Source organism: Bombilactobacillus apium (assembly GCF_013385145.1).
Taxonomy (GTDB): Bacteria; Bacillota; Bacilli; order Lactobacillales; family Lactobacillaceae; genus Bombilactobacillus; species Bombilactobacillus apium.
The window spans coordinates 190,453-209,327 of record NZ_JABZEC010000004.1 but is presented as its reverse complement, the minus strand read 5'-3'; the positions used below and the strand labels follow the sequence as shown (position 1 = coordinate 209,327).

At 43.8% G+C, this 18,875-nt stretch carries 19 protein-coding genes; 6 read left to right on the top strand and 13 right to left on the bottom strand.

From position 1 onward, the window contains the following. Positions 1 to 120: 120 nt before the first annotated feature. From HU830_RS05795 to HU830_RS05785, 3 genes are read right to left on the bottom strand one after another with little or no spacing between them, the layout of a single operon-like run. Entirely contained in the window at positions 121 to 1,446 is a 1,326-nt protein-coding gene (locus tag HU830_RS05795) for a M20/M25/M40 family metallo-hydrolase (RefSeq protein ID WP_176942831.1), read from the bottom strand. 21 nt (positions 1,447 to 1,467) lie between these two features. Beyond that, positions 1,468 to 2,667 carry a metal-dependent hydrolase family protein gene (locus tag HU830_RS05790; RefSeq protein WP_176942830.1) on the bottom strand — a complete coding sequence of 400 codons (1,200 nt, stop codon included), beginning with the start codon at positions 2,665 to 2,667 and terminating at the stop codon, positions 1,468 to 1,470. Positions 2,668 to 2,682: 15 nt separating this feature from the next. Beyond that, positions 2,683 to 3,870, bottom strand: a complete 1,188-nt coding sequence (locus HU830_RS05785; protein WP_176942829.1) for a metal-dependent hydrolase family protein — start codon at positions 3,868 to 3,870, stop codon at positions 2,683 to 2,685. Positions 3,871 to 4,067: 197 nt separating this feature from the next. On the opposite strand from HU830_RS05785, the gene HU830_RS05780 reads away from it, so the two are divergent. Next, a complete protein-coding gene (locus HU830_RS05780; RefSeq protein ID WP_176942828.1) occupies positions 4,068 to 5,264 on the top strand; it encodes a hypothetical protein in 1,197 nt (398 codons plus the stop codon). Between the two features lie 64 nt (positions 5,265 to 5,328). Here HU830_RS05780 and add read toward each other — a convergent pair whose 3' ends face one another. Next, the gene (gene add / locus HU830_RS05775) at positions 5,329 to 6,345 is read right to left on the bottom strand and encodes an adenosine deaminase (RefSeq protein WP_176942827.1); all 1,017 of its coding nucleotides are present in this window, start codon (positions 6,343 to 6,345) and stop codon (positions 5,329 to 5,331) included. A gap of 182 nt (positions 6,346 to 6,527) precedes the next feature. On the opposite strand from add, the gene HU830_RS05770 reads away from it, so the two are divergent. Then, complete coding sequence (locus tag HU830_RS05770) at positions 6,528 to 7,850, top strand: NCS2 family permease (RefSeq protein WP_176942864.1); 1,323 nt, start codon at positions 6,528 to 6,530, stop codon at positions 7,848 to 7,850. A gap of 14 nt (positions 7,851 to 7,864) precedes the next feature. After that, positions 7,865 to 9,646 (top strand): adenine deaminase C-terminal domain-containing protein, encoded by a 1,782-nt coding sequence (locus HU830_RS05765; RefSeq protein WP_176942826.1) that lies wholly within the window; start codon positions 7,865 to 7,867, stop codon positions 9,644 to 9,646. Between the two features lie 436 nt (positions 9,647 to 10,082). On the opposite strand, the gene HU830_RS05760 is transcribed toward HU830_RS05765, so the two are convergent. From HU830_RS05760 to HU830_RS05725, 8 genes are all read right to left on the bottom strand, one after another. After that, positions 10,083 to 10,838 (bottom strand): DUF1129 family protein, encoded by a 756-nt coding sequence (locus HU830_RS05760; RefSeq protein WP_176942825.1) that lies wholly within the window; start codon positions 10,836 to 10,838, stop codon positions 10,083 to 10,085. Between the two features lie 9 nt (positions 10,839 to 10,847). Continuing rightward, positions 10,848 to 11,948: a redox-regulated ATPase YchF gene (gene ychF, locus HU830_RS05755; protein WP_176942824.1), complete on the bottom strand. Its 1,101-nt coding sequence runs from the start codon at positions 11,946 to 11,948 to the stop codon at positions 10,848 to 10,850. An 11-nt stretch (positions 11,949 to 11,959) separates the two neighbouring features. Continuing rightward, the gene (locus tag HU830_RS05750) at positions 11,960 to 12,208 is read right to left on the bottom strand and encodes a DUF951 domain-containing protein (protein WP_176942823.1); all 249 of its coding nucleotides are present in this window, start codon (positions 12,206 to 12,208) and stop codon (positions 11,960 to 11,962) included. A gap of 12 nt (positions 12,209 to 12,220) precedes the next feature. Beyond that, a complete protein-coding gene (locus tag HU830_RS05745) occupies positions 12,221 to 13,084 on the bottom strand; it encodes a ParB/RepB/Spo0J family partition protein (RefSeq protein ID WP_176942822.1) in 864 nt (287 codons plus the stop codon). After that, positions 13,077 to 13,841, bottom strand: coding sequence for a ParA family protein (locus tag HU830_RS05740; protein WP_176942821.1), 765 nt, complete (start codon positions 13,839 to 13,841; stop codon positions 13,077 to 13,079). The genes HU830_RS05745 and HU830_RS05740 overlap by 8 nt, the downstream gene beginning before the upstream one ends. Beyond that, entirely contained in the window at positions 13,834 to 14,667 is an 834-nt protein-coding gene (locus HU830_RS05735; RefSeq protein WP_407647491.1) for a ParB/RepB/Spo0J family partition protein, read from the bottom strand. Before HU830_RS05735 ends, HU830_RS05740 begins: the two co-directional genes overlap by 8 nt. Positions 14,668 to 14,671: 4 nt before the next feature. Further along, the gene (gene rsmG / locus HU830_RS05730) at positions 14,672 to 15,391 is read right to left on the bottom strand and encodes a 16S rRNA (guanine(527)-N(7))-methyltransferase RsmG (protein ID WP_176942819.1); all 720 of its coding nucleotides are present in this window, start codon (positions 15,389 to 15,391) and stop codon (positions 14,672 to 14,674) included. A gap of 133 nt (positions 15,392 to 15,524) precedes the next feature. After that, positions 15,525 to 16,187, bottom strand: a complete 663-nt coding sequence (locus HU830_RS05725; protein ID WP_176942818.1) for a Crp/Fnr family transcriptional regulator — start codon at positions 16,185 to 16,187, stop codon at positions 15,525 to 15,527. Positions 16,188 to 16,279: 92 nt separating this feature from the next. Here HU830_RS05725 and HU830_RS05720 point away from each other — a divergent pair, with 92 nt between their 5' ends. The 3 genes from HU830_RS05720 to HU830_RS05710 all read left to right on the top strand — a co-directional run bounded on the left by HU830_RS05720 (position 16,280) and on the right by HU830_RS05710 (position 17,425). Further along, positions 16,280 to 16,837: a hypothetical protein gene (locus HU830_RS05720; RefSeq protein ID WP_176942817.1), complete on the top strand. Its 558-nt coding sequence runs from the start codon at positions 16,280 to 16,282 to the stop codon at positions 16,835 to 16,837. After that, positions 16,838 to 16,999 carry a hypothetical protein gene (locus HU830_RS05715; protein ID WP_176942816.1) on the top strand — a complete coding sequence of 54 codons (162 nt, stop codon included), beginning with the start codon at positions 16,838 to 16,840 and terminating at the stop codon, positions 16,997 to 16,999. A 66-nt stretch (positions 17,000 to 17,065) separates the two neighbouring features. Further along, entirely contained in the window at positions 17,066 to 17,425 is a 360-nt protein-coding gene (locus HU830_RS05710; protein ID WP_176942815.1) for a DUF488 domain-containing protein, read from the top strand. 80 nt (positions 17,426 to 17,505) lie between these two features. Here the strand turns inward: HU830_RS05710 and HU830_RS05705 are convergent, their stop codons facing one another. Further along, positions 17,506 to 18,828 (bottom strand): C1 family peptidase, encoded by a 1,323-nt coding sequence (locus HU830_RS05705; protein WP_176942814.1) that lies wholly within the window; start codon positions 18,826 to 18,828, stop codon positions 17,506 to 17,508. Between the last annotated feature and the right edge of the window lie 47 nt (positions 18,829 to 18,875).

The window sequence follows — 18,875 nt, the reverse complement described above, 5'->3', positions numbered from 1 at the left end:
ACAACAACCATTTTGCATGATGTTAACTTTGACAACTGATGACATGGGAAAACCTCCTTATTGTTATTAATGATATCCATACTGTATGCTAATTTGCTTTAAAAAACAAGTCTGAATAATTTAAAGCCGGGCTAAAGTTTCCAAATAGGTACTCAAATAAACTGTTGCTTGTTGATAAGCTTGTAACCGAAGATTCTCATTGGGGGCATGAATTTTACTTTCCGCCGAACGAACTCCGATCATGACTAGGGGCAATTTTAATTGCTTTAAAAACGGTGTCACCGGACCACCACCGGCCATATTTAAAATTATCCGGACCTTTTGCTGACCATAAATTTGTTGAGCGATTTGATAGCTCAATTGAATTTGAGGATCGTTGAGATCACTGCGTCCAGCAGCTTCCCCTTGCAAATATTGAATCTCAACATCCCCATAGCCATTTCGTTCCAATTGGCGAGCTACCAGTTGGACGACATGGTGCGGATCTTGTCCCGGAACCAAGCGGCAATCCAGCAGAGCCCGCGCTTGGCTAGGAACAACGGTCTTTAAGCTAGCCCGCGCATCTCCGGCCGTAAGAGCACTAATATTTAAAGTTGGCCCATTAATTAGCACTTCCTTAGGATTCTTGGTCATTAGAGGCCGCCACAAGCCGTAATTTTTTCGCACAGTTATCGGATCAAACTCCATCGCCTGTACGGTCGCCTCTTCAGCAGGAGTCAAGGCTTGCACTCCTTCGAAAAAACCGTCTACTTGAATTTCCCCAGTAGTTGAACGTAAGGAATTCAAGGCTTGCAAAAGACGCCAGGCGGCATTATCCGCATAACAAGCAAGAGAAGAATGCAGATCTTGGGCTGCCGTTTGAACTTGAGCTTGAAAACTTACGACCCCTTTGGCGCCACAAATAATTTCAAAATTATCGGCTTCGTCACGGTTGCCGCCCTCCCAAATACATAAGTCAGCAGCTAATTCCTTTTGGTGAGCTTGAACATAACTAGCTACATGCGGGCTGCCAATCTCTTCTTCGCCCTCAACCATAAATTTAACTTTGACCGGCAGACCACCGTGATTTTGCCAGTATTCCAAGACCGTGAGGCGGCTTAACAAATCGCCTTTATCGTCGGCGACTCCCCGACCAATCAGGTAATCTGCCGTAAATTTTGGTTTAAAGGGATCACTCCGCCATTCCGAAAGCAGATTTGCTGGCTGGACGTCATAATGATTATAAAACAAGACCGTCCGGGCACTATTTCCCGCAAATTCCGCAAAAATCACCGGATTGCCGCCTTTTTCGGTCCATTGGACCGCCTGAGTCGCTCCCAAGCTTTGAAAGCGGGCACTAATCCAAGCTACTGCTTGGGTGACGGCCGCAGGATTACCAGCAACGCTGGGAATTTCTAGATACGCCTGTTGTTCTTGCAGACGTTGCAAAATCCAATTAGAGTCCAAAAGCAACCTCCCACTTTTTAACTAACCATCAACTAAGCTTCCGGCTTGATAAACTTGCTTATCATTTTGCGCCACTGCGGTAATATCTTGAGTTGGATCTTGATCCAAGACTAAGAAATCAGCTTGCTTACCAACTTCTAAACTCCCGCAAAGTTCATCAACTTGTAAGAGTTGAGCTGCCTTAATTCCTGCGGCCTGTAATACTTGGACGGGAGTTATTTGAACTTCGTTTACTAAAAGTTCCATTTCTTCAAAAGTTCCGGTTGCCAAACTATTGTAAGGTGTTCCAGCATCGGTTCCTACCAATACGGGGACTCCTAAGGCGAAAGCGCGGGCAATATTTTTGAAAAAGTCATCTTTGACTTGGTCATTTTTACGAATCATATAGTCTGGTAATTGCTCTCGACCATACTTACTGATGCTGGCACAGGCATTCAAGGTCGGAACCAAGTAAATTTGCTTTTGGGCCATATAGTCGGCCTGCCGCTCATCAACGTAAATTCCGTGTTCAATCGAATCGACGCCGGCTTCGAGCGCATTTTGAATCCCGGCATTTCCTTGAGCATGGGCGGCAACTGTCTTGCCTTTATGATGGGCTTCTTCAACGGCGACATGCATTTCCGCCGGGGTCAAAGCCGTGTCGGTAATGTTATCTCCTGGAGACATTACTCCTCCAGTAGCCATCACTTTAATATTGTCAGCCCCCTGCTTTAAGGCCTGACGGACTGCTTGGCGCATCTCGTCGGGGGAATCAGTTAAGTAAGACCAGTTAACTTCTCCGGCTTTGCCCTCTGGAAAATCGCCATGGCCGCCAGTCATCGACATGGGGCGACCAGAGGCAACAATTCTTGGAGCCGTCAGTTGATGTTCACGAGCATATTCCCGTAATTTAATATCGGTGTTAAAAGCGCAACCACAATCACGAATCGTCGTTACCCCAGAATGTAAGAGGGTTGCTAAATTATCAATCGCCGTAGCGGTAACTTCAGTTTCCGATAAATACTCTAACTTATTAGTAACCGGGTTCATCATCATATGCGTGTGCGCATTAATTAATCCCGGGATAACATATTTATTTTGTAAATCAACTGCCTCAGCAGCGTTTGGCGGCGTTCCTTGGCCCATCGCGGTGATCTTTCCAGCTTCGACTTGCAACCAGCTAGCGGTTTGAATTTGTGTTCGGATCCCATCGAATAAACGGGCGTTGTAAAAAAGCGTCATTTTTTTAACCTCTCATTAATAAACTTGAACTCCAGCTTTATAAACACCCTTGTCCGCTTGTTGGACGGCCTTAACATCAGCTAAGGGATCATTTTGTAGGGTCAAAAAGTCGGCTTGTTTACCAACTTCCAAAGTTCCATAATCTCCGGCAATCCGCATTAATTGGGCCGAATTTTGACAGGAAGTTTGCAAAGCTGCAAAGCTGCCGGCTCCTTGTTCAACCATCAATTCTAATTCAACTGGGGTCATTGAAAAATCATTAAAAGGGGTTCCAGCATCAGTTCCCAAAGTAATCTTCACGCCACGTTCCCAAGCATGAGCCACATTACGGCATAGGTCTTCCCAAGCGTCAGCGGCCTTTTTAATTTCCCAATCAGGTAATTTACCAGGACCCCATTCAGGAATTGCCCAAGCAGCAACTAAAGTTGGAGTCAAATAGGTTCCTTGAGCTAGCATCATGTCAATTTCTTCATCGTTAACATAAAAACCATGTTCAATCGAATCAACTCCGGCCTTGATGGCATTGTAAATTCCCGGATTACCTTCGGCATGGGCAGCGATAATTTTTCCTTTATGGTGAACTTCTTCAACCGCCGTCTGCATTTCCGCGACACTCAACTGCGGATCATCCATGAAGTCACCCGGGGTCATTACTCCACCAGTGGCCATCATTTTGACGGCTTGGGCTCCAATCTTTAAACCTTGACGAACCGCCTTACGCATTTCATCCGGAGAATCAACTAGGTGACCAAAATTAGGAAAGTCTCCATGACCTCCAGTCATCGAAAATGGGCGTCCAGAAGGCATAATATCGGGAGTTTGCGGTAATTCTCCTTTTTCTTGTAACTGGCGAAGAGTGATATCAACATCATAAGAACAGCCACATTCTCGAATATAGGTCACTCCAGAACGCAATAAAGCATGTAAATTAACCATCGCCCGGACGGTGGTTGCAACAACATTGGCGCTGGTTCCGCCATCTCCCGCCTGGGGATCCATACAAATATGTGTATGACAGTTAATGAGGCCAGGCATGACATATTGACCTTGCAAGTCAACACTTTCTCCCTCAGCTGGGGCAGTTCCTTGACCTACTGCCGTAATTTTTCCAGTCTGGGTATCCACAGTCATCCAAGCCTGAGTTTGAATTTTATCTTGTGCCCCATCAAATAACGAAAAATTAGTAAAAGTGACCTCTTTCATTTGTCATCCTCCTCAAAAAATAAAATAATCTTAATATAGTTTAAGACTAGTGGTCAAAGCTAATTAAGTCAAACGTTTTTCTGGATTAACTTTCTAAATTAGCAGATAGTTAAATTGAAAGATTAAATTTGACTAATCGAAAAATTAGTATATAGTTCACTATCATCAGAAGAATTTAATGTTAGGAGTTACAGGTTATGGAATTTATTGGTGCTTTCTTATTGGTAATGTTGTTTATGTTCATCGGCGAATGGGTTTCGTCAGCTTCTCATGCTTATATTCCCTCCGTCTTTGTCACTGCTGCGTTATTTTTAGTCGGTTTTTGGACGATTATGCCCAAAGACGTCGGGGTGCGGGCTTCTTATAGTCCACAATTCATTAGCATTGCCGTTTCAATTTTACTAGTCCACTTAGGTACTTTAATGAGTCTGAAAGAATTAATTCAGCAATGGAAAGCGGTCTGTATTTCCTTACTTGGAGTTGCCGGAACTTTTGTTCTTTGTTTAACGATTGGAACCATGATTTTTGACTGGCATACTGTAATTGCTGCTGTTCCACCATTAACCGGGGGAATGGTTTCTGCGCTCTTAATTACCAATGGTTTGAAAGCTCAAGGTTTAACCGCTTTGGTGGCCTTACCGATTTCCATGTTTGTCACTCACTCAGTTTTAGGTTACCCGCTAATTTCTTACATGCTCCGACAAGAAGATACTCGCTTGATTAAAGAATTTCACGCTAACGGTGATCAATTACCCGAAGATCTTTTTGAAAGTTCGATGGATGCTGACGACAGTGGTCAACCTGGCGTCCTTCATTTGCCGGCGAAATTTCAAACTTCGGCCTTCATCATGGCCCGAATTGCTTTCGTAGCTTTATTGAGTACCGGTTTATCTATCTTCTTAAAAACCGTTTGTCACTTTGACTTAAACGCTAATGTTATTTGCTTAATCATGGGGGTTATCGCTCACCAATTAGGTTTCTTGGAAAACAATGCTCTCAATAAGGCTGGCGTTTTCAACTGGTTAATGTACGGTCTTCTGGCTTACATCTTCTGTCAATTAAGTGCTACGACTCCGTCAATCTTTGGTCATATCATCATCCAAATCGTTGTCCTGATTGTCCTTGGCCTCTCAGGGATGTTCCTAGCTTCCTGGATTTTAGCTAAGCCTTTCGGGATGTCTTGGCAAATGGCCTTTGCCTGTTCCTTAACGGCTCTTTGCGGTTTCCCCGCTGATTACATCTTAACTTCTGAAGTAGCTAATACCGTCGCCAAGACTGAAGACGAAGAAAAATATGTCTTACATCATACGATGCCTAAAATGTTGGTTGGTGGCTTTGCTACCGTATCCGTGGCCTCGGTGGTCATCGCTGACGTCTTCTTAAAATTACTCTAAAATCTAAAATTATTGTGCACAAAAAAAGATTGAGCTCAAAGCTCAATCTTTTTTACTCGTAAAATTAATGCTCGGCTACATATTGATCTAATTCCGCTAAATATAAATCTCTTTTTTCCGGGCTGATCCAAGCTGTGGTAAAAGAATTTCGGGCCAGTTGAATAACTTGTTGTCGACTTAAATTAAATTTATCAGCTAGAGCATAATAATTATCACTAATATAACCGCCAAAGTAGGCCGGGTCATCAGAATGAATTGATACTGGAGCCTTTTTTTCTAAAAGTTGTAAAACTTCTTTACCCTTCATCTCCGGGCTAACAAAAGAATTTGACAGGGGACAAGAAGTTAGACCAATTCCCCTTTGGGCGACAAAATCAACCAAATCGGGATCTTCGACAATATTGGTTCCATGATCCAAACGTTCCACACCCATAATTTCCAAAGCTTGGCGAATATGTTCTAAGGAATCTTTTTGGTCAATATCACAGTGCGTCGTTAGATGCAGACCAGCAGCCGCCGCATCTTCAAATTGGCGCGCAAATTTTAAAGGTGGATTATTATGTTCATCGGAATCTAAGCCAATTCCGACCAACCAATCTTTATACGGTAAAGCTTGAGCCAAAGTCTGCCGGGCTGACTCTTTGGAAAAATCACGTAAGAAACACATAATCAAGGTAGCATCAACATTTAAAGCCCGGGCATCAACTACCGCCCGGTGTAAACCGGAAATTACTGTAGAAAAAGCTACCCCACGGCTAGTGTGTGCCTGTGGATCAAAGAAAACTTCCACATGACGAACATTATTTTGGGCTGCCCGCCGAAAATAGGCCATCGCTAAATCATAAAAGTCACATTCTTTTTGGAGAACATTCATGGCTGGATAGTAGACCTCTAAAAAGGAGGCTAAATCATCATATTGATAGGTTTTTTGAACTTCGGCAATTGTTGTTTGACCAATATCAATCTGATTTCGTTGCGCTAATTTTAATTTTAAATCGGGTTCCAAAGTTCCTTCAATATGCAAATGTAGTTCGGATTTTGGTAATCCTTGGGTGAATTCCTTAGTTACGTTAGTTGTCATCTAAAGCCCTCCACTATGAATATTTTTCTATAACTTACAGCGCTTAGTGTAGCATAACGTTTTTTTAAATCAACATAAAAATACGAATAATTTACTTTTATTTTTAATAAATGTATGGAATAATGTTCATGGAAGTTGATTAATGGAAGGGAGTTTTGGTTTTGATAACCGATAAGGAATCAATGAGCTGGTGGGACCGGAAATTTCAGCTCACTGCTCAAGCAACCAGCGTCCGTCAAGAAATGTTGGCCGGACTAACCACCTTTGTCTCCATGGCTTATATTTTATTCGTCAATCCCAGTATTTTAGGAGATGCCGGGATGAATAAAGGCGCCGTTTTCACGGCAACCGCCGTTTCGGCAATCGTCGGCTGTGTTTTAATGGCTTTTCTAGCCAATTATCCGATTGCCATTGCCCCCGGCCTCGGCGATAATGCCTTCTTTACTTATTCTGTCGTTCTTGGTCTCGGAATTCCTTGGCCCCAAGCAATGACGGGAGTTTTCGTTGCTGCTATTGGTTTTACTCTCTTATCTCTTTTCAAAGTTCGTGAGTTGGTAATCAACGCCATCCCTCAAGATCTGAAACTGGCGATGGCCGCCGGAATTGGTCTATTCATTGCCTTTGTCGGTCTCCAAGGGGGCGGTTTGGTTGTTGCCAGCAAGTCATCTCTAGTTGCCTTGGGTTCGCTCACCGTTCCCACCACTTGGCTAACAATTTTTGGAGTTTTGCTGATCGGAATCTTAATGGCCCGGCGCATTCCCGGATCTATTTTTCTAGGTTTAGTTGCCACGGCTCTTTTAGGTTTAGTTACCGGATTAATTAAAGCTCCAGCACATTTTTTGGCTCCTGCTCCCAGCTTAAAACCAACTTGGGGCGTCGGCTTACAACACTTATCAATTTTGACTGATCCGCGGATGTGGGCCGTGGTCCTCATCTTTCTCTTAGTTGCTTTCTTCGATACTGCTGGAACCTTAATTGGTTTAGCTCAACAAGCTGGGATCATGAAAAATAACCGGATGCCCCGAATTGGTCAAGCCCTAGTTGCCGATTCCATCTCGATGTTAGCGGGCGCTGTTTTGGGGACAACCCCGACTGCCGCCTATGTCGAATCTTCTGCCGGAATTGCAGTCGGGGGAAAAACCGGCTTAACTGCTTTGACAACTGGTGGCTTATTCGCCCTCAGTTTACTTTTTTCACCGCTATTAACCGTCGTCACAAATCAAGTCACGGCTCCCGCTTTAATTGTGGTGGGAGTCCTCATGGTCTCCTCCCTCAAAGACATTCATTGGGACCAATTCGAAGTCGCCTTTCCCGCCTTTCTCATCATTATTGGGATGCCTTTGACTTATAACATCTCCTATGGAATCGCCTTTGGCTTTCTCACCTATCCCCTTTTGATGACGGCCGCTGGTCGACGCAAAGAGGTTAATGCCATTATGTGGGCCTTACTATTTGTCTTTATTATCTTATTGTATGTATTAAATATCATGCCGCGAAGTAATTAAAAAAGGACGTTAATATGACAACAATTAGTGAACTAGAAAACTATCTCGATGCTGGGGGAGCAAAAATCCCCGCCGATCTCGTTATTGAAAATGGAACTCTCGTGAATGTCAATACGAGTGAATATTATCCCAGCAATGTTGCCATCTATCACGGACGAATTGTCGCCGTCGATCAAGACTTAACTGCCTACATTGGTCCGAAAACGCGCCATCTCAATGCCCAAGGCAAATATTTGGTTCCGGGCTTAATTGACGGCCACCTCCATGTAGAATGTAGCAAGTTGAGTCTGACGCGCTTTGCTCAAGCAGTTGTTCCTCACGGAACCACCAGCATTATTTCTGGACTGGACGAATATATTTCGGTTTTAGGTTTAGATGGTCTCTCCGAAATTTTCGAGGAAATTGAGCCCCTTCCCTTGAAAGTCTTCTGGGGCCTACCTTACAAAACGCCTTATACAATTCCCGAATCAACCATCGCTTACAATGTGACCGCCGCTGATCACCGCAAATATCAAGCCCAGGCTAACTGCTATGGCGTCTGGGAAACCGTTCGCGAAGCTATCCAAATTAAAGATCCCGATACCTTGCAAGCTTTGCTGGCCGCCCAAGCAGCCCACAAACCAATTTGGGGTTGTTCACCGATGGCCACTGGTCAGGATTTGAATCAATTTTTGATGAGTGGCGTCCGCGTTGATCATGAAAGCTACAGTCCGGAAGAATTTTTGGAAAAAGCCCGTAAAGGAGTTCACGTGGTAATTCGGGAATCTTCCGTTACCAAATTCCTCCACGAAAATATTCGGGCCTTAACTGAAGGAGCTCCGGGAGTTGCCCGTCACGCTAGCTTTTGCACCGATGACGTGACTACTTCAGACTTACTCGACCACGGTCACTTAGACCATCTGGTTCGTTTGGCGATCCAAGAAGGTGTCGCCCCGATGACTGCCATTCAAATGGCTACTTTAAATAATGCTGAAGCCTACCAAATTGACCAACAAGTCGGCTCCATTGCTCCCGGCAAAGATGCTGATATTTTATTAGTTGATCATCCCGGAAGCTTTAACGTGGAAACAGTGATCAGCAAAGGTCAAATCATCCAAGAAAAACAAGAAGTTAAAGTTGCCTTTCAACCACCACACCGCAGTCCACAGTTGCAGGGCCAGTTAAAGCTAGCTCCCACAAGCGCCGAAGATTTTGCTTATGCGGTTGACCTAGAAGAAGGTCAAGCTACAGTTGCCGCAATTCACAGCGTTGGTCCTTTTATTCGCAAGCGGCGCGAAGTTCAACTAACGGTTACTCACGGCCAAGTCCAAGTGGATCCGCAAAAAGATGTTGCCTTGGTCTCCGTCTTAGAACGTTATGGTCGCAATCACAATCATGCCCACGGCTTTATTTCCGGCTGGAATTTACAAGCTGGCGCCATTGCGACTTCTGCCGCTCCTGATGACAACAATCTAGTCGTTGCTGGCGTTAATTTAGAAGACATGGCTTTGGCGGCCAACACCTTAATTGAATGTGGTGGTGGGCAAGTTGTTGTTGCCCAAGGTCAAGTCCAAGCTTTACTTCCCCTACCTTTAGCCGGGATTACTAGCGATTTAGCTCCGGTTGAATTGGCCCAAAAAGAACAGGAATTAAAAGCTGCCGCCCAAAAGTTAGGTTGCCAATTACCCGATCCCCTCTTCTATCTCTCTTTCTTACCAATTACCGCCATTCCTGACCTGGCAATTACCGATGGGGGCAACGTCGATTACCCGAAATTAGCCTATTTTGACCCCATTATTAACTTAAATGCCAACTAAGAAAATATCCTTTTCCCCGCAACTTTAGTGCTGTCGGATAATCCTCCCAAATTATCCGGCAGCACTTTTTTTGCTTAAAAATGGTATGCTGGTCAAAACGTTTTCGATCAATAAGTTTTCCGCTGAGACTAAAATTTCCCCTTCACCCAGAAAGGTGTTTTAAAAATTATGCTGCTAATTATTGGCGCTTTAATTATCACTCTTATTCTTGAAGGCCTAATCATTCCCCGAATTCGGGTCAAATTAGGGCCAAATTGTAAATATCTTCGACTCTTAATTTGGTTAGTCCTCGTAATCAGCTTAGGAATTAAAACTCAGGGTCGAGGTCCCTGGCTTCTCCTAGCTTTAGCTGCTTCATTGGCTGGCCCTATTTCTGCTGCAAAGTTTTTTAAACAAAAAATGAGCCCTGCATTTTTGCAGGACCCAAAACTTCAACTTATTGACCGGTAAAGGAATTGTAGCGAATATGGTAGTAGCGCCGAAAGAGCCAACGCCCACCGTAAAAGATAACGGCCAAGACCAGATACCAAATTGGCGGCAAAATCGGATTGAAGGCCGCGGGAATTATCATTGTGATTCCTAAGATGGCATACATTAATAACAAGCCAACGATTAAAACTAAGGCAATTTTCCAAATTGGCTCCCGATCTTTGCGGGCAACTTGCATCTTGGTCGTAAACCAAGTAATCAAGATTCCCCATAAGAGAGCTAATAAGATAATCGTGAAAATTCCACTTTGGTTGTTGCGACTGGGATTTTTAGTGGTAAAACCAATAATTCCGTACATTGCTCCAAATAAAGCCGCAAACAAAAGACCATTATCGACACACATCTGCCAAAATTCTGGACGGCGATTTTTAGCTTGCCGCTGTTTTTGTTCCAACAAATCGGCCACTTTTTGATTTACTGGACCGTACAATTGGCGGGCAGGAATTCCCTTAATCTGGTTTTGAACAATTTCAGTTAACAATTGTTCAACCAAAGTTTGGGCTTGGGCTGCAGTTTTTCCATTTTCTTGTAAAGACTTCTGGAGTTTAAAAACATAATCTTCGTTTTTGTTACTTAGACGGGCACGCAATTGGGCAGGCTCTTCAGCCGCAATGGCTGCTTGAACCTCTTCTTGCTCGGCCTTTTTAGCTACGCGCTCTTGTTGCTTATTTTGCGCAGTTTCGTTTTTTGCTCTGGGATCCATTTAAGCCTCCTACACATTAAAGCGAAATTCGATAATATCGCCATCTTGAACTTGATAGTCCTTACCTTCAAGCCGATACTTACCAGCTTCTTTAACTGCTTGCATACTGCCGTATTGATCTAAGTCCGCAAAAGAAACCGTCTCGGCTTTAATGAAGCCTCTTTCAAAATCTGAATGGATTACTCCCGCAGCTTGCGGGGCAGTCATGCCTTGCTTGAAAGTCCAAGCTCGCGTTTCCGGACCGCCAGCAGTAAAGAAGGTGGCTAGACCTAATAAGTGGTAGCTGGCCCGAATCAAACGATCTAAGCCCGATTCCGTGACTCCTTCCGCTTCTAAGAAATCTTGGCGATCGCTATCTGGTAACTCAGCGATTTCTTCTTCAGTCTTAGCGGAAATGCCGATAACTTCAGCATTTTCTTGGGCAGCGAAGTCTCGGATTTGCTGGTAATATTTTGCAGCTGCAGGATCACTCATATCTTCTTCCGCAATATTAGCGACGTATAAAACGGGCTTAGAAGTCAGTAAAAAGAGCCCCCGGACGATCTTTTCTTCCGCTTCATCAAACTCCAAGCTCCGCACTGGTTGACCAACTTCTAAAGCCGGTTTAATTTTTTGGAGGACGGCTAATTCAGCCACGGCGGCTTTATCTTTGGTCCGAGCCACCTTTTCTACTTTGGCATAGCGTTTATTAACGCTATCTAAATCGGCAATCCCTAATTCCAAATTAATAGTTTCAATATCTTCAATTGGATCCACTTTTCCACTAACATGGGTCACATTGGGATCTTCAAAAGCCCGCACAACGTGCACAATTGCGTCCACTTGGCGAATATTTTCCAAAAATTTATTACCGAGACCTTCACCCTTGCTGGCTCCTTTTACGATTCCCGCGATATCGGTGAATTCAAAGGTCGTATGCACAATTTTCTTAGCGGGGATTAATTCATCGATCCGTTGTAAGCGGTGATCGGGAACTTCCACCATCCCGACATTGGGATCAATTGTTGCAAAAGGGTAGTTCGCCATTTCGGCGCCTGCCTTAGTGATCGCGTTAAATAAGGTGGACTTCCCGACGTTCGGCAAGCCCACAATTCCTGCTGTTAATGCCATGATTAAACTCCTTATTTCAGGTTCGGTAGTTGTAACTTGGCGGGCAAGAGATAAAATTCCTCTTGCTCGGGCTGTACTTCATGAACTTGAGTAATAATTTTTTTAAATTTCTTATTAAAATAAGCCCGGGTCAACATCACTTGGTGGCCACAACCGAGACAACGAATCTTAATATCGGCTCCGACCCGGACCACTTCCCAACGGTTAACGCCACAAGCGTGCTGTTTCTTCATCATTATGATGTCACCTAAATTATACATGGCTCCCCCTTGTTAGTTTAGTGAAATATCCAAAAGTTCCAAGATTCGATTTAAATCTTCCGTTGAAGCAAAGTCGATTTGGATCTTCCCTTTACCTTGCTTATTATCGGTAATTTGAACCTTAGTTCCCAATTTATCAATCAACTGTTCCTGGCTGGCTTGTAAAAATGGGGAGGGTTGCGCGGCGAAAACCGCCTTTTTCGGAGCTGGAGTTCGACTGACCAGCTGTTCGAGTTGGCGCACGGTTAAACCTTCCTGAACCGTTTTTTGAGCAATGGCATCAATTCGGGCCGGGTCTTTAAACATCAGTAAAGTTCGCGCTTGTGCCATAGTTAACTTGCCGGTCATTAAATAATTCTTGGTCTTGGATGGTAAACTCAACAAACGCAAGTAATTGGCAATGTAAGGCCGACTCTTGCCCAATTTTTCAGAAATTTGTTCCTGAGTTAAATGTAATTTTTCAATCAAAGTTTGATAGGCTTGAGCTTCTTCAATCGGATTCAAGTCCTCGCGCTGCAAGTTTTCCAAGACCCCGATTTCCATCATTTGACTTTCATCTAAGTCCCGAATAATCACTGGAATACTAGTCTTTTTAGCCAACTTGCTGGCACGAAAACGCCGTTCACCAACCACAATTTGAAAACCCGAGACACTTTTTCGGACCACAATTGGTTGAAAAACTCCGTTCTCCAAAATGGATTGGGATAATTCTTCCAAAGCAGCTTGATCAAAGGATTTGCGCGGTTGGTAAGGATTAGGACGAATTTCACTCAATGGTAATTCCACGACATTTTCCGAATTTAATTCTTCACTTTCAAAATCAGAAAACAAGGCCCCAATTCCCCGACCTAAACCACTGCGTTTCTTTTCAGGCATTGTTCTTCATGACCTCCTTCGCTAACTCTAAATAGACTTCCGCTCCCCGCGATTTGCGGTCAAAGTCAATAATTGGTAAGCCATAGCTAGGAGCTTCTGCTAAACGGGTATTGCGCGGAATAATCGTTTGATAAACGTGATCGCCAAAATAATTTTGCACTTCATTGACCACCTGAGTGCCTAGATTAGTGCGGGCATCATACATGGTCAAGAGAACCCCTTCAATTGCCAAATCAGGATTGAAATGCTTTTGAACTAGGCGAATCGTATTCAATAATTGGCTCAAACCTTCCAAAGCATAATATTCACTTTGGACGGGAATAATAATCGAGTTGCTGGCAGTGAAGGCATTAATTGACAGTTGGCCTAGTGAGGGCGGACAGTCAATCAAAATGTAGTCATAATTGGCTGAGACCGTGCTGATAGCTTCTTTGAGCCGAGTTTCTCGAGCCATCATCGAGGTTAATTCCATTTCGGCGCCCGCCAATTGAATCGTAGTTGGAACTATATCTAACCGTTCTCGTTTGGTATGAAGGATAGTTTCGGCTAGGGGCATTTCATTAATGATGACATCATAGATATCTTCGGTGACATCGACTTTTTTCACGCCCAATCCACTCGTGGTGTTTCCTTGGGGATCAATATCAATGACGAGGACCTTTTGACCTAATTCCGCCAAACAAGCGCCAAGATTGATGGTCGTGGTGGTTTTGCCCACGCCCCCTTTTTGATTCGCTAATGAAATGACTCTAACCATTTTGATCCTCCTTAGACACCGTAATAATAATCTGATATTCTGTGGGACTGTCAACTTCTTGATAAGCAAACTGGGCCCCGCTTTTTTCGGCCAACTTCAAAGAATCATAGAGAGTATTTAAAGTCAGGCGCGAGCTGTGCGAAGTCAAAGCTTTAATTTTCTTTCGTGGGGAAACTGGGGGACGTTTCTTGGCTTGAACCAACTTTTCCGTGGCCGTCACTGTGAGTTGGCGCTCTTGAATCTTTGGCAACAAAGCCTCCTGCTCCGCTTGAGAAAGTCCCAATAAGGCACGACCATGCCGCTGAGAAATTTTTCCCGCCGCGATTGCCGCTTGGACGGGAGCGGCCAACTTTAAAAGCCGAATTTTATTGGCCACGTAAGACTGACTTTTTCCTAATTGTTGCGCCAATTCTTGTTGCTGCAAGTGGTTCAGTTCTTTCAGATGCACATACGCTTGAGCTTCTTCAATCGGATTTAAGTCTTGCCGTTGTAAATTCTCAATTAAAGCCAAGGCAGCACTTTGTTGATCACTATAAGTCCGCACGAGCGCGGGAATTTGAGTCCATTGTAACTGGCTCACAGCCCGAAAACGCCGTTCACCAGCAATAATCTCGTAGTGCTCAGGTGACTGCTGGCGCACGATAATGGGTTGCAACAATCCATGAGCCGCAATTGATTGGGCCAATTCGGTAATTTGCTCGGCGGTAAATTGCGTTCGTGGTTGGTAAGTATTAGCTTCAATTTGAGTTAACGGAATTTGTTGAACTTGATCGGAAACCGCTGTTTGTTTTTTATCTCGAAATTTGTCTAAAAACGACATCCTCATCCTCCTACAAGGGTTCCCGCGCAGGCGTGCCGGGTTTCCGTGGATACTTATTGGGCGTAGTTCGCACTTTTTTTATCCAGACTAATTCTCGCTTGCCGGCTGCTTCTGGTAAGTCCAAAGTTTGGACTTCAGCTACATCCCCACCTAAAATTTGCAAAGCGTGTTGGGCCGCAGTCAGTTCTTCTTTTCCTTGGGCCCCTTTTAAAGCAATAAATTGGCCTTGCAACCGAACTAAGGGTAAACATAACTCTAATAAAACTGGTAAATTGGCCACGGCTCGGGCCGTAACATAATCAAAGTGGGCCCGCATTGCTTTTTGCCGACCAAATTCTTCAGCGCGAGCATGGACGAGCGTCACATTTTTTAGCTGTAATTGATCCACGACAGTTTGTAAAAATTTAATTCGCTTATTTAAAGAATCAACAATTGTTAACTGTAATTGCGGATTAACAATTTTTAATACGAGTCCGGGAAAACCGGCCCCCGAACCAATATCGGCAATTTGAACTTCTTGGGTCCGCAAAACTGGATCGACAAACATGGGGGTCAATGAATCATAGAAGTGTTTTAAGTAGACTTCCCCACTTTCCGTGATACTCGTCAAGTTCATAACCCGGTTGGTTTCTACTAACAGTTGGTAATAGCTGGCTAATTGTTGTAATTGTTTACTGCTTAATTCAATTTCATACGGCCGCAATTGGGCTTGTAATTCTTGTGGACTCATTACTTACTCCTATCGTGAAACATTAAAACTGTTTCACAACTATCCTATCTTAATCTCTAGTTCAACGCAATCATTGACCGCCGAATTCTCGGAGGAAAAACTAGCTCCCTAACTCTGAGAAAATTTTATTTTTTTAATCCCGACTACTGGCTGTAGCTTGTAAGTGAAAGTGGGCTCCCTGCATCTCTAACTTCCCAGCGCGAACTAACTGATGTAATCGGCGACTTAAAGTTTCCGGGGTAATTCCCAATAAATTGGCTAATTCTTTTTTCTTAATCGGCAAATCAAAAGTTAAAGTCTGTTTTTGTTCAGCTAGATTTTGTAAATAATCCCAAACTAGCCCCTGCGCATCCAATAATTCATGCCGCAAATTTTTTTGTTCACTGGCCCACAATTGTTGACCCAAGCTATTAACCATCAGCTGGGCTAAATCGGGAGAAGCTTGTAGGAGATTTTGAAAAGCCGTTTGGGTAATTGAACAGACCCAAGAATCAGTCAAGGCTTGGATAAATTGTTCTGATGGTTGTTCTTGAAATAATTGTTGCTGCCCCCGAATACTGCCCGTGGATAAAATTTCGGTGATTTGTTCTTGGCCGGCAGCTGTTAAGTAGTAGACTTTGGCTTGTCCTTGATCCAAAACTAGCATCCCTGCCTGTTGATCGTGAGGTTGGCGAATTAAACTTCCCTTGGCGTAATAAACTCGATGGGAAGAAATCTGACTCAGTTTAGCTTTGACTTGGGGCGCTAAATTATGAAATAAGGGGGCGCGGTCCACACACTGACGCGGAGAATGCATAAATCGCCTCTTTTCTTGATCTAAATCAATTTTTTTGCAATCATTATAGCATACACTATGCTTGTAGAAAATTTTAACTGGGAGGTTTTTTAATGAAAAAATATCAAGCTGAAATTGTGCCCTTGAACGCTGAAGTCATTCAGACTGCCGCTCACGGCCACGCGGAATTTATTGAAACTGCTACCGAATTACAAATTAAAATTGAAATGTTCGATACTCCGGCTAATATCCAACACTGGGAACATTTCCACGGCTTTCCTAACGGCCAAGCTGCTAAAATCGCTACTAGCGCGCAAGACGTTAACCACGATGGAGTCATCGACCTACCCGAAACCGAAGCTGTTTCCGGAACCACGATGGTGCCTTTTGACAATGCACCTCACGAAATGTGCGTTCCTAACGATAATTACCCGGTTGCTGATGCCCAAGGTCACTTTGCTTACGAAATTAAGGTTCCTTTAGAAGCTTTAAAAGCTAAATTCCAAGAAGTTTTTGGTACCCCAGATTTAGAATTAGACAAGCGCGTTATTTATATCCACGGTGTTCCTCAAGACTTACAACTACCCGCAACCGTCGCTGGGGTTGTCGGTCCCTATGATCAACACGTTACTTTGCCGATTGCGACCGGCCAGATTGAGGCGGTGGACTAATTGCGTAGTAGAAACTGGCTTTTTAGCTGGCTGATGGCCGCTTTTTATCTGGTGACCCTCGTGTTAACTCTTTGCCAAAAGCATATGTTGGCGATGTATTTTATGGCAATAGGCATGTTTATCGAGGCTTGTTGTCACTTATGGTCTAGTCACCGACGCTAGTTGAGAGTGTCTCAAAGGTTCGAAACGGTATACAATGGAGCCAAAAGAACAAAGAAGATGGTGAAAATGACCCAATTAAGAATCGAACGTGTCTATCATTCACTTCCCGATCCGGCTAGTTACCGAATTTTAGTTGATCGGATTTGGCCGCGGGGAATTGCGAAAGCTAAAGCCCAAATCGACTGGTGGGCCAAAGAGTTAGCGCCCTCCCCGGAATTGCGCCGCTGGTTTCAACATGATCCGGCTAAATTTCCCGAGTTTCAAGAGCGCTATCGCCGTGAATTAGACGAAAATCCAGCCGTTGCGGAGGCTAAAGAAAGCATTACCGCTCATCTCCAAACCCAAGATATTGTTTTACTTTACGGAGCCAAAGACGAACAACACAATCAAGCCGTTGTTTTACAGGCTTATTTAACCCAAAATTAAGGTCAAAAAAAGTGGTCTCGCCGAAATTACTTCGGGAGATCACTTTTCTTTTAGCTAAAAAATAATTTTTTAACTTCTGTCTACAAGACATCCCAAGCTGGCAGAACGATTGGTTCTTGTTGAAATTCGGCTTCTTCAGTCGCACTAAGATGTTGCTTATTAATAATGACTTCGTAGACGTAATCGTCAAACCAAGCATCATCCATCACAAAATAGCCCTTACTACCAATTTTGGCGCCCCAGGAATTTTCGACTTTCCAACGCAAAGGTTCTCCTTGGTCATTTAAATCAACGCCGGTAAAGACCATGGCGTGGGAAATATCAGCTTCTTGAACATCGAAACGTTCCCCTTTAGTCAGCTTCAAATCTAAATCAAAGAGTTGACCGTAGTCATACAAATTTCCGGCCAAAAGACCCTGTTGCCGTTGGGATTGAGCGAGAACATCATTCCCAAACCAAACCGGATCACCGGCTTGCAATTGCTTAATAGTCAATTGCTTTAAACGCTGGATCGGCAAATTTAAGCCCTTATCTAAACTAGCCCCCACGACATTACCGTCACCTTCAGCCCGGTAAGTCCGACCCAAAGGTTTACCTTTTTGGGGAATATTCAAAATTTGGTAGTAATCGGCGAGCGGTAAACTGAAATACTGAGCGTAGAAATCTTGGGGCGTGATTGCGGTCTCCTGTAATAACTTTTCTTGGTCATTACGTTGGGACCAAGAAAATTCCCGCGGCGGTTGGCCAAAGCTATAAACACAAATCCGATAAACTTCTGCTAAACGTTGCTCAATCCAAGTTTGGATTTGGTCTGATGTCGCCTGATCTTGAACTAATTGGCGTAATTGTTGCGCATCTTGGCGTAATTTATGATTGAGGACTTGATTAAATTCTGTCGTATCTTCGGAACTCTTGGTTTCCGGCATTACCGACTTGGGAACGACCCCGTATTTCTGAATTAAATTAATGGCAAACTTCCATTGACCCCCATCGCCTGTAGCTTGAGTCAAAAGTAGATGGACCCGGCGATCAGTTAAAGCTGCTTGAGCGGTAGCCACAACTTCTTGATAAAACCAATTGGCTTTTTCCAAACGGTCGTAGAAAAAAGAATAACTTTGCGACAACTCAAAATCTTTCACCTGATACTTTTGCGCAAATTGGGTCCGCAAAGTAGTCAATGCTGAAAAGAGCCAACAACGACCAGAATGTTTCTGGTTCCCAACTGCTCCAGTCGGAATTTCCACGGAAAAGACCGGATTCAAAGCTACTTGAGCTTGGGGGTCTTGGCTAGTTTGATGAATCCCATTATTTTGAACCGCTTGGGCTACCGTTTGGTACTCAGATTGGGCGTGAAATTGGGTTTGAAATTGCTTAATTTGTTGAAAATCAATCGCTTGCGTCACTTTTGTCACTCCTCTAGACTTTTATTATCAAACAGTCTAAACTATTT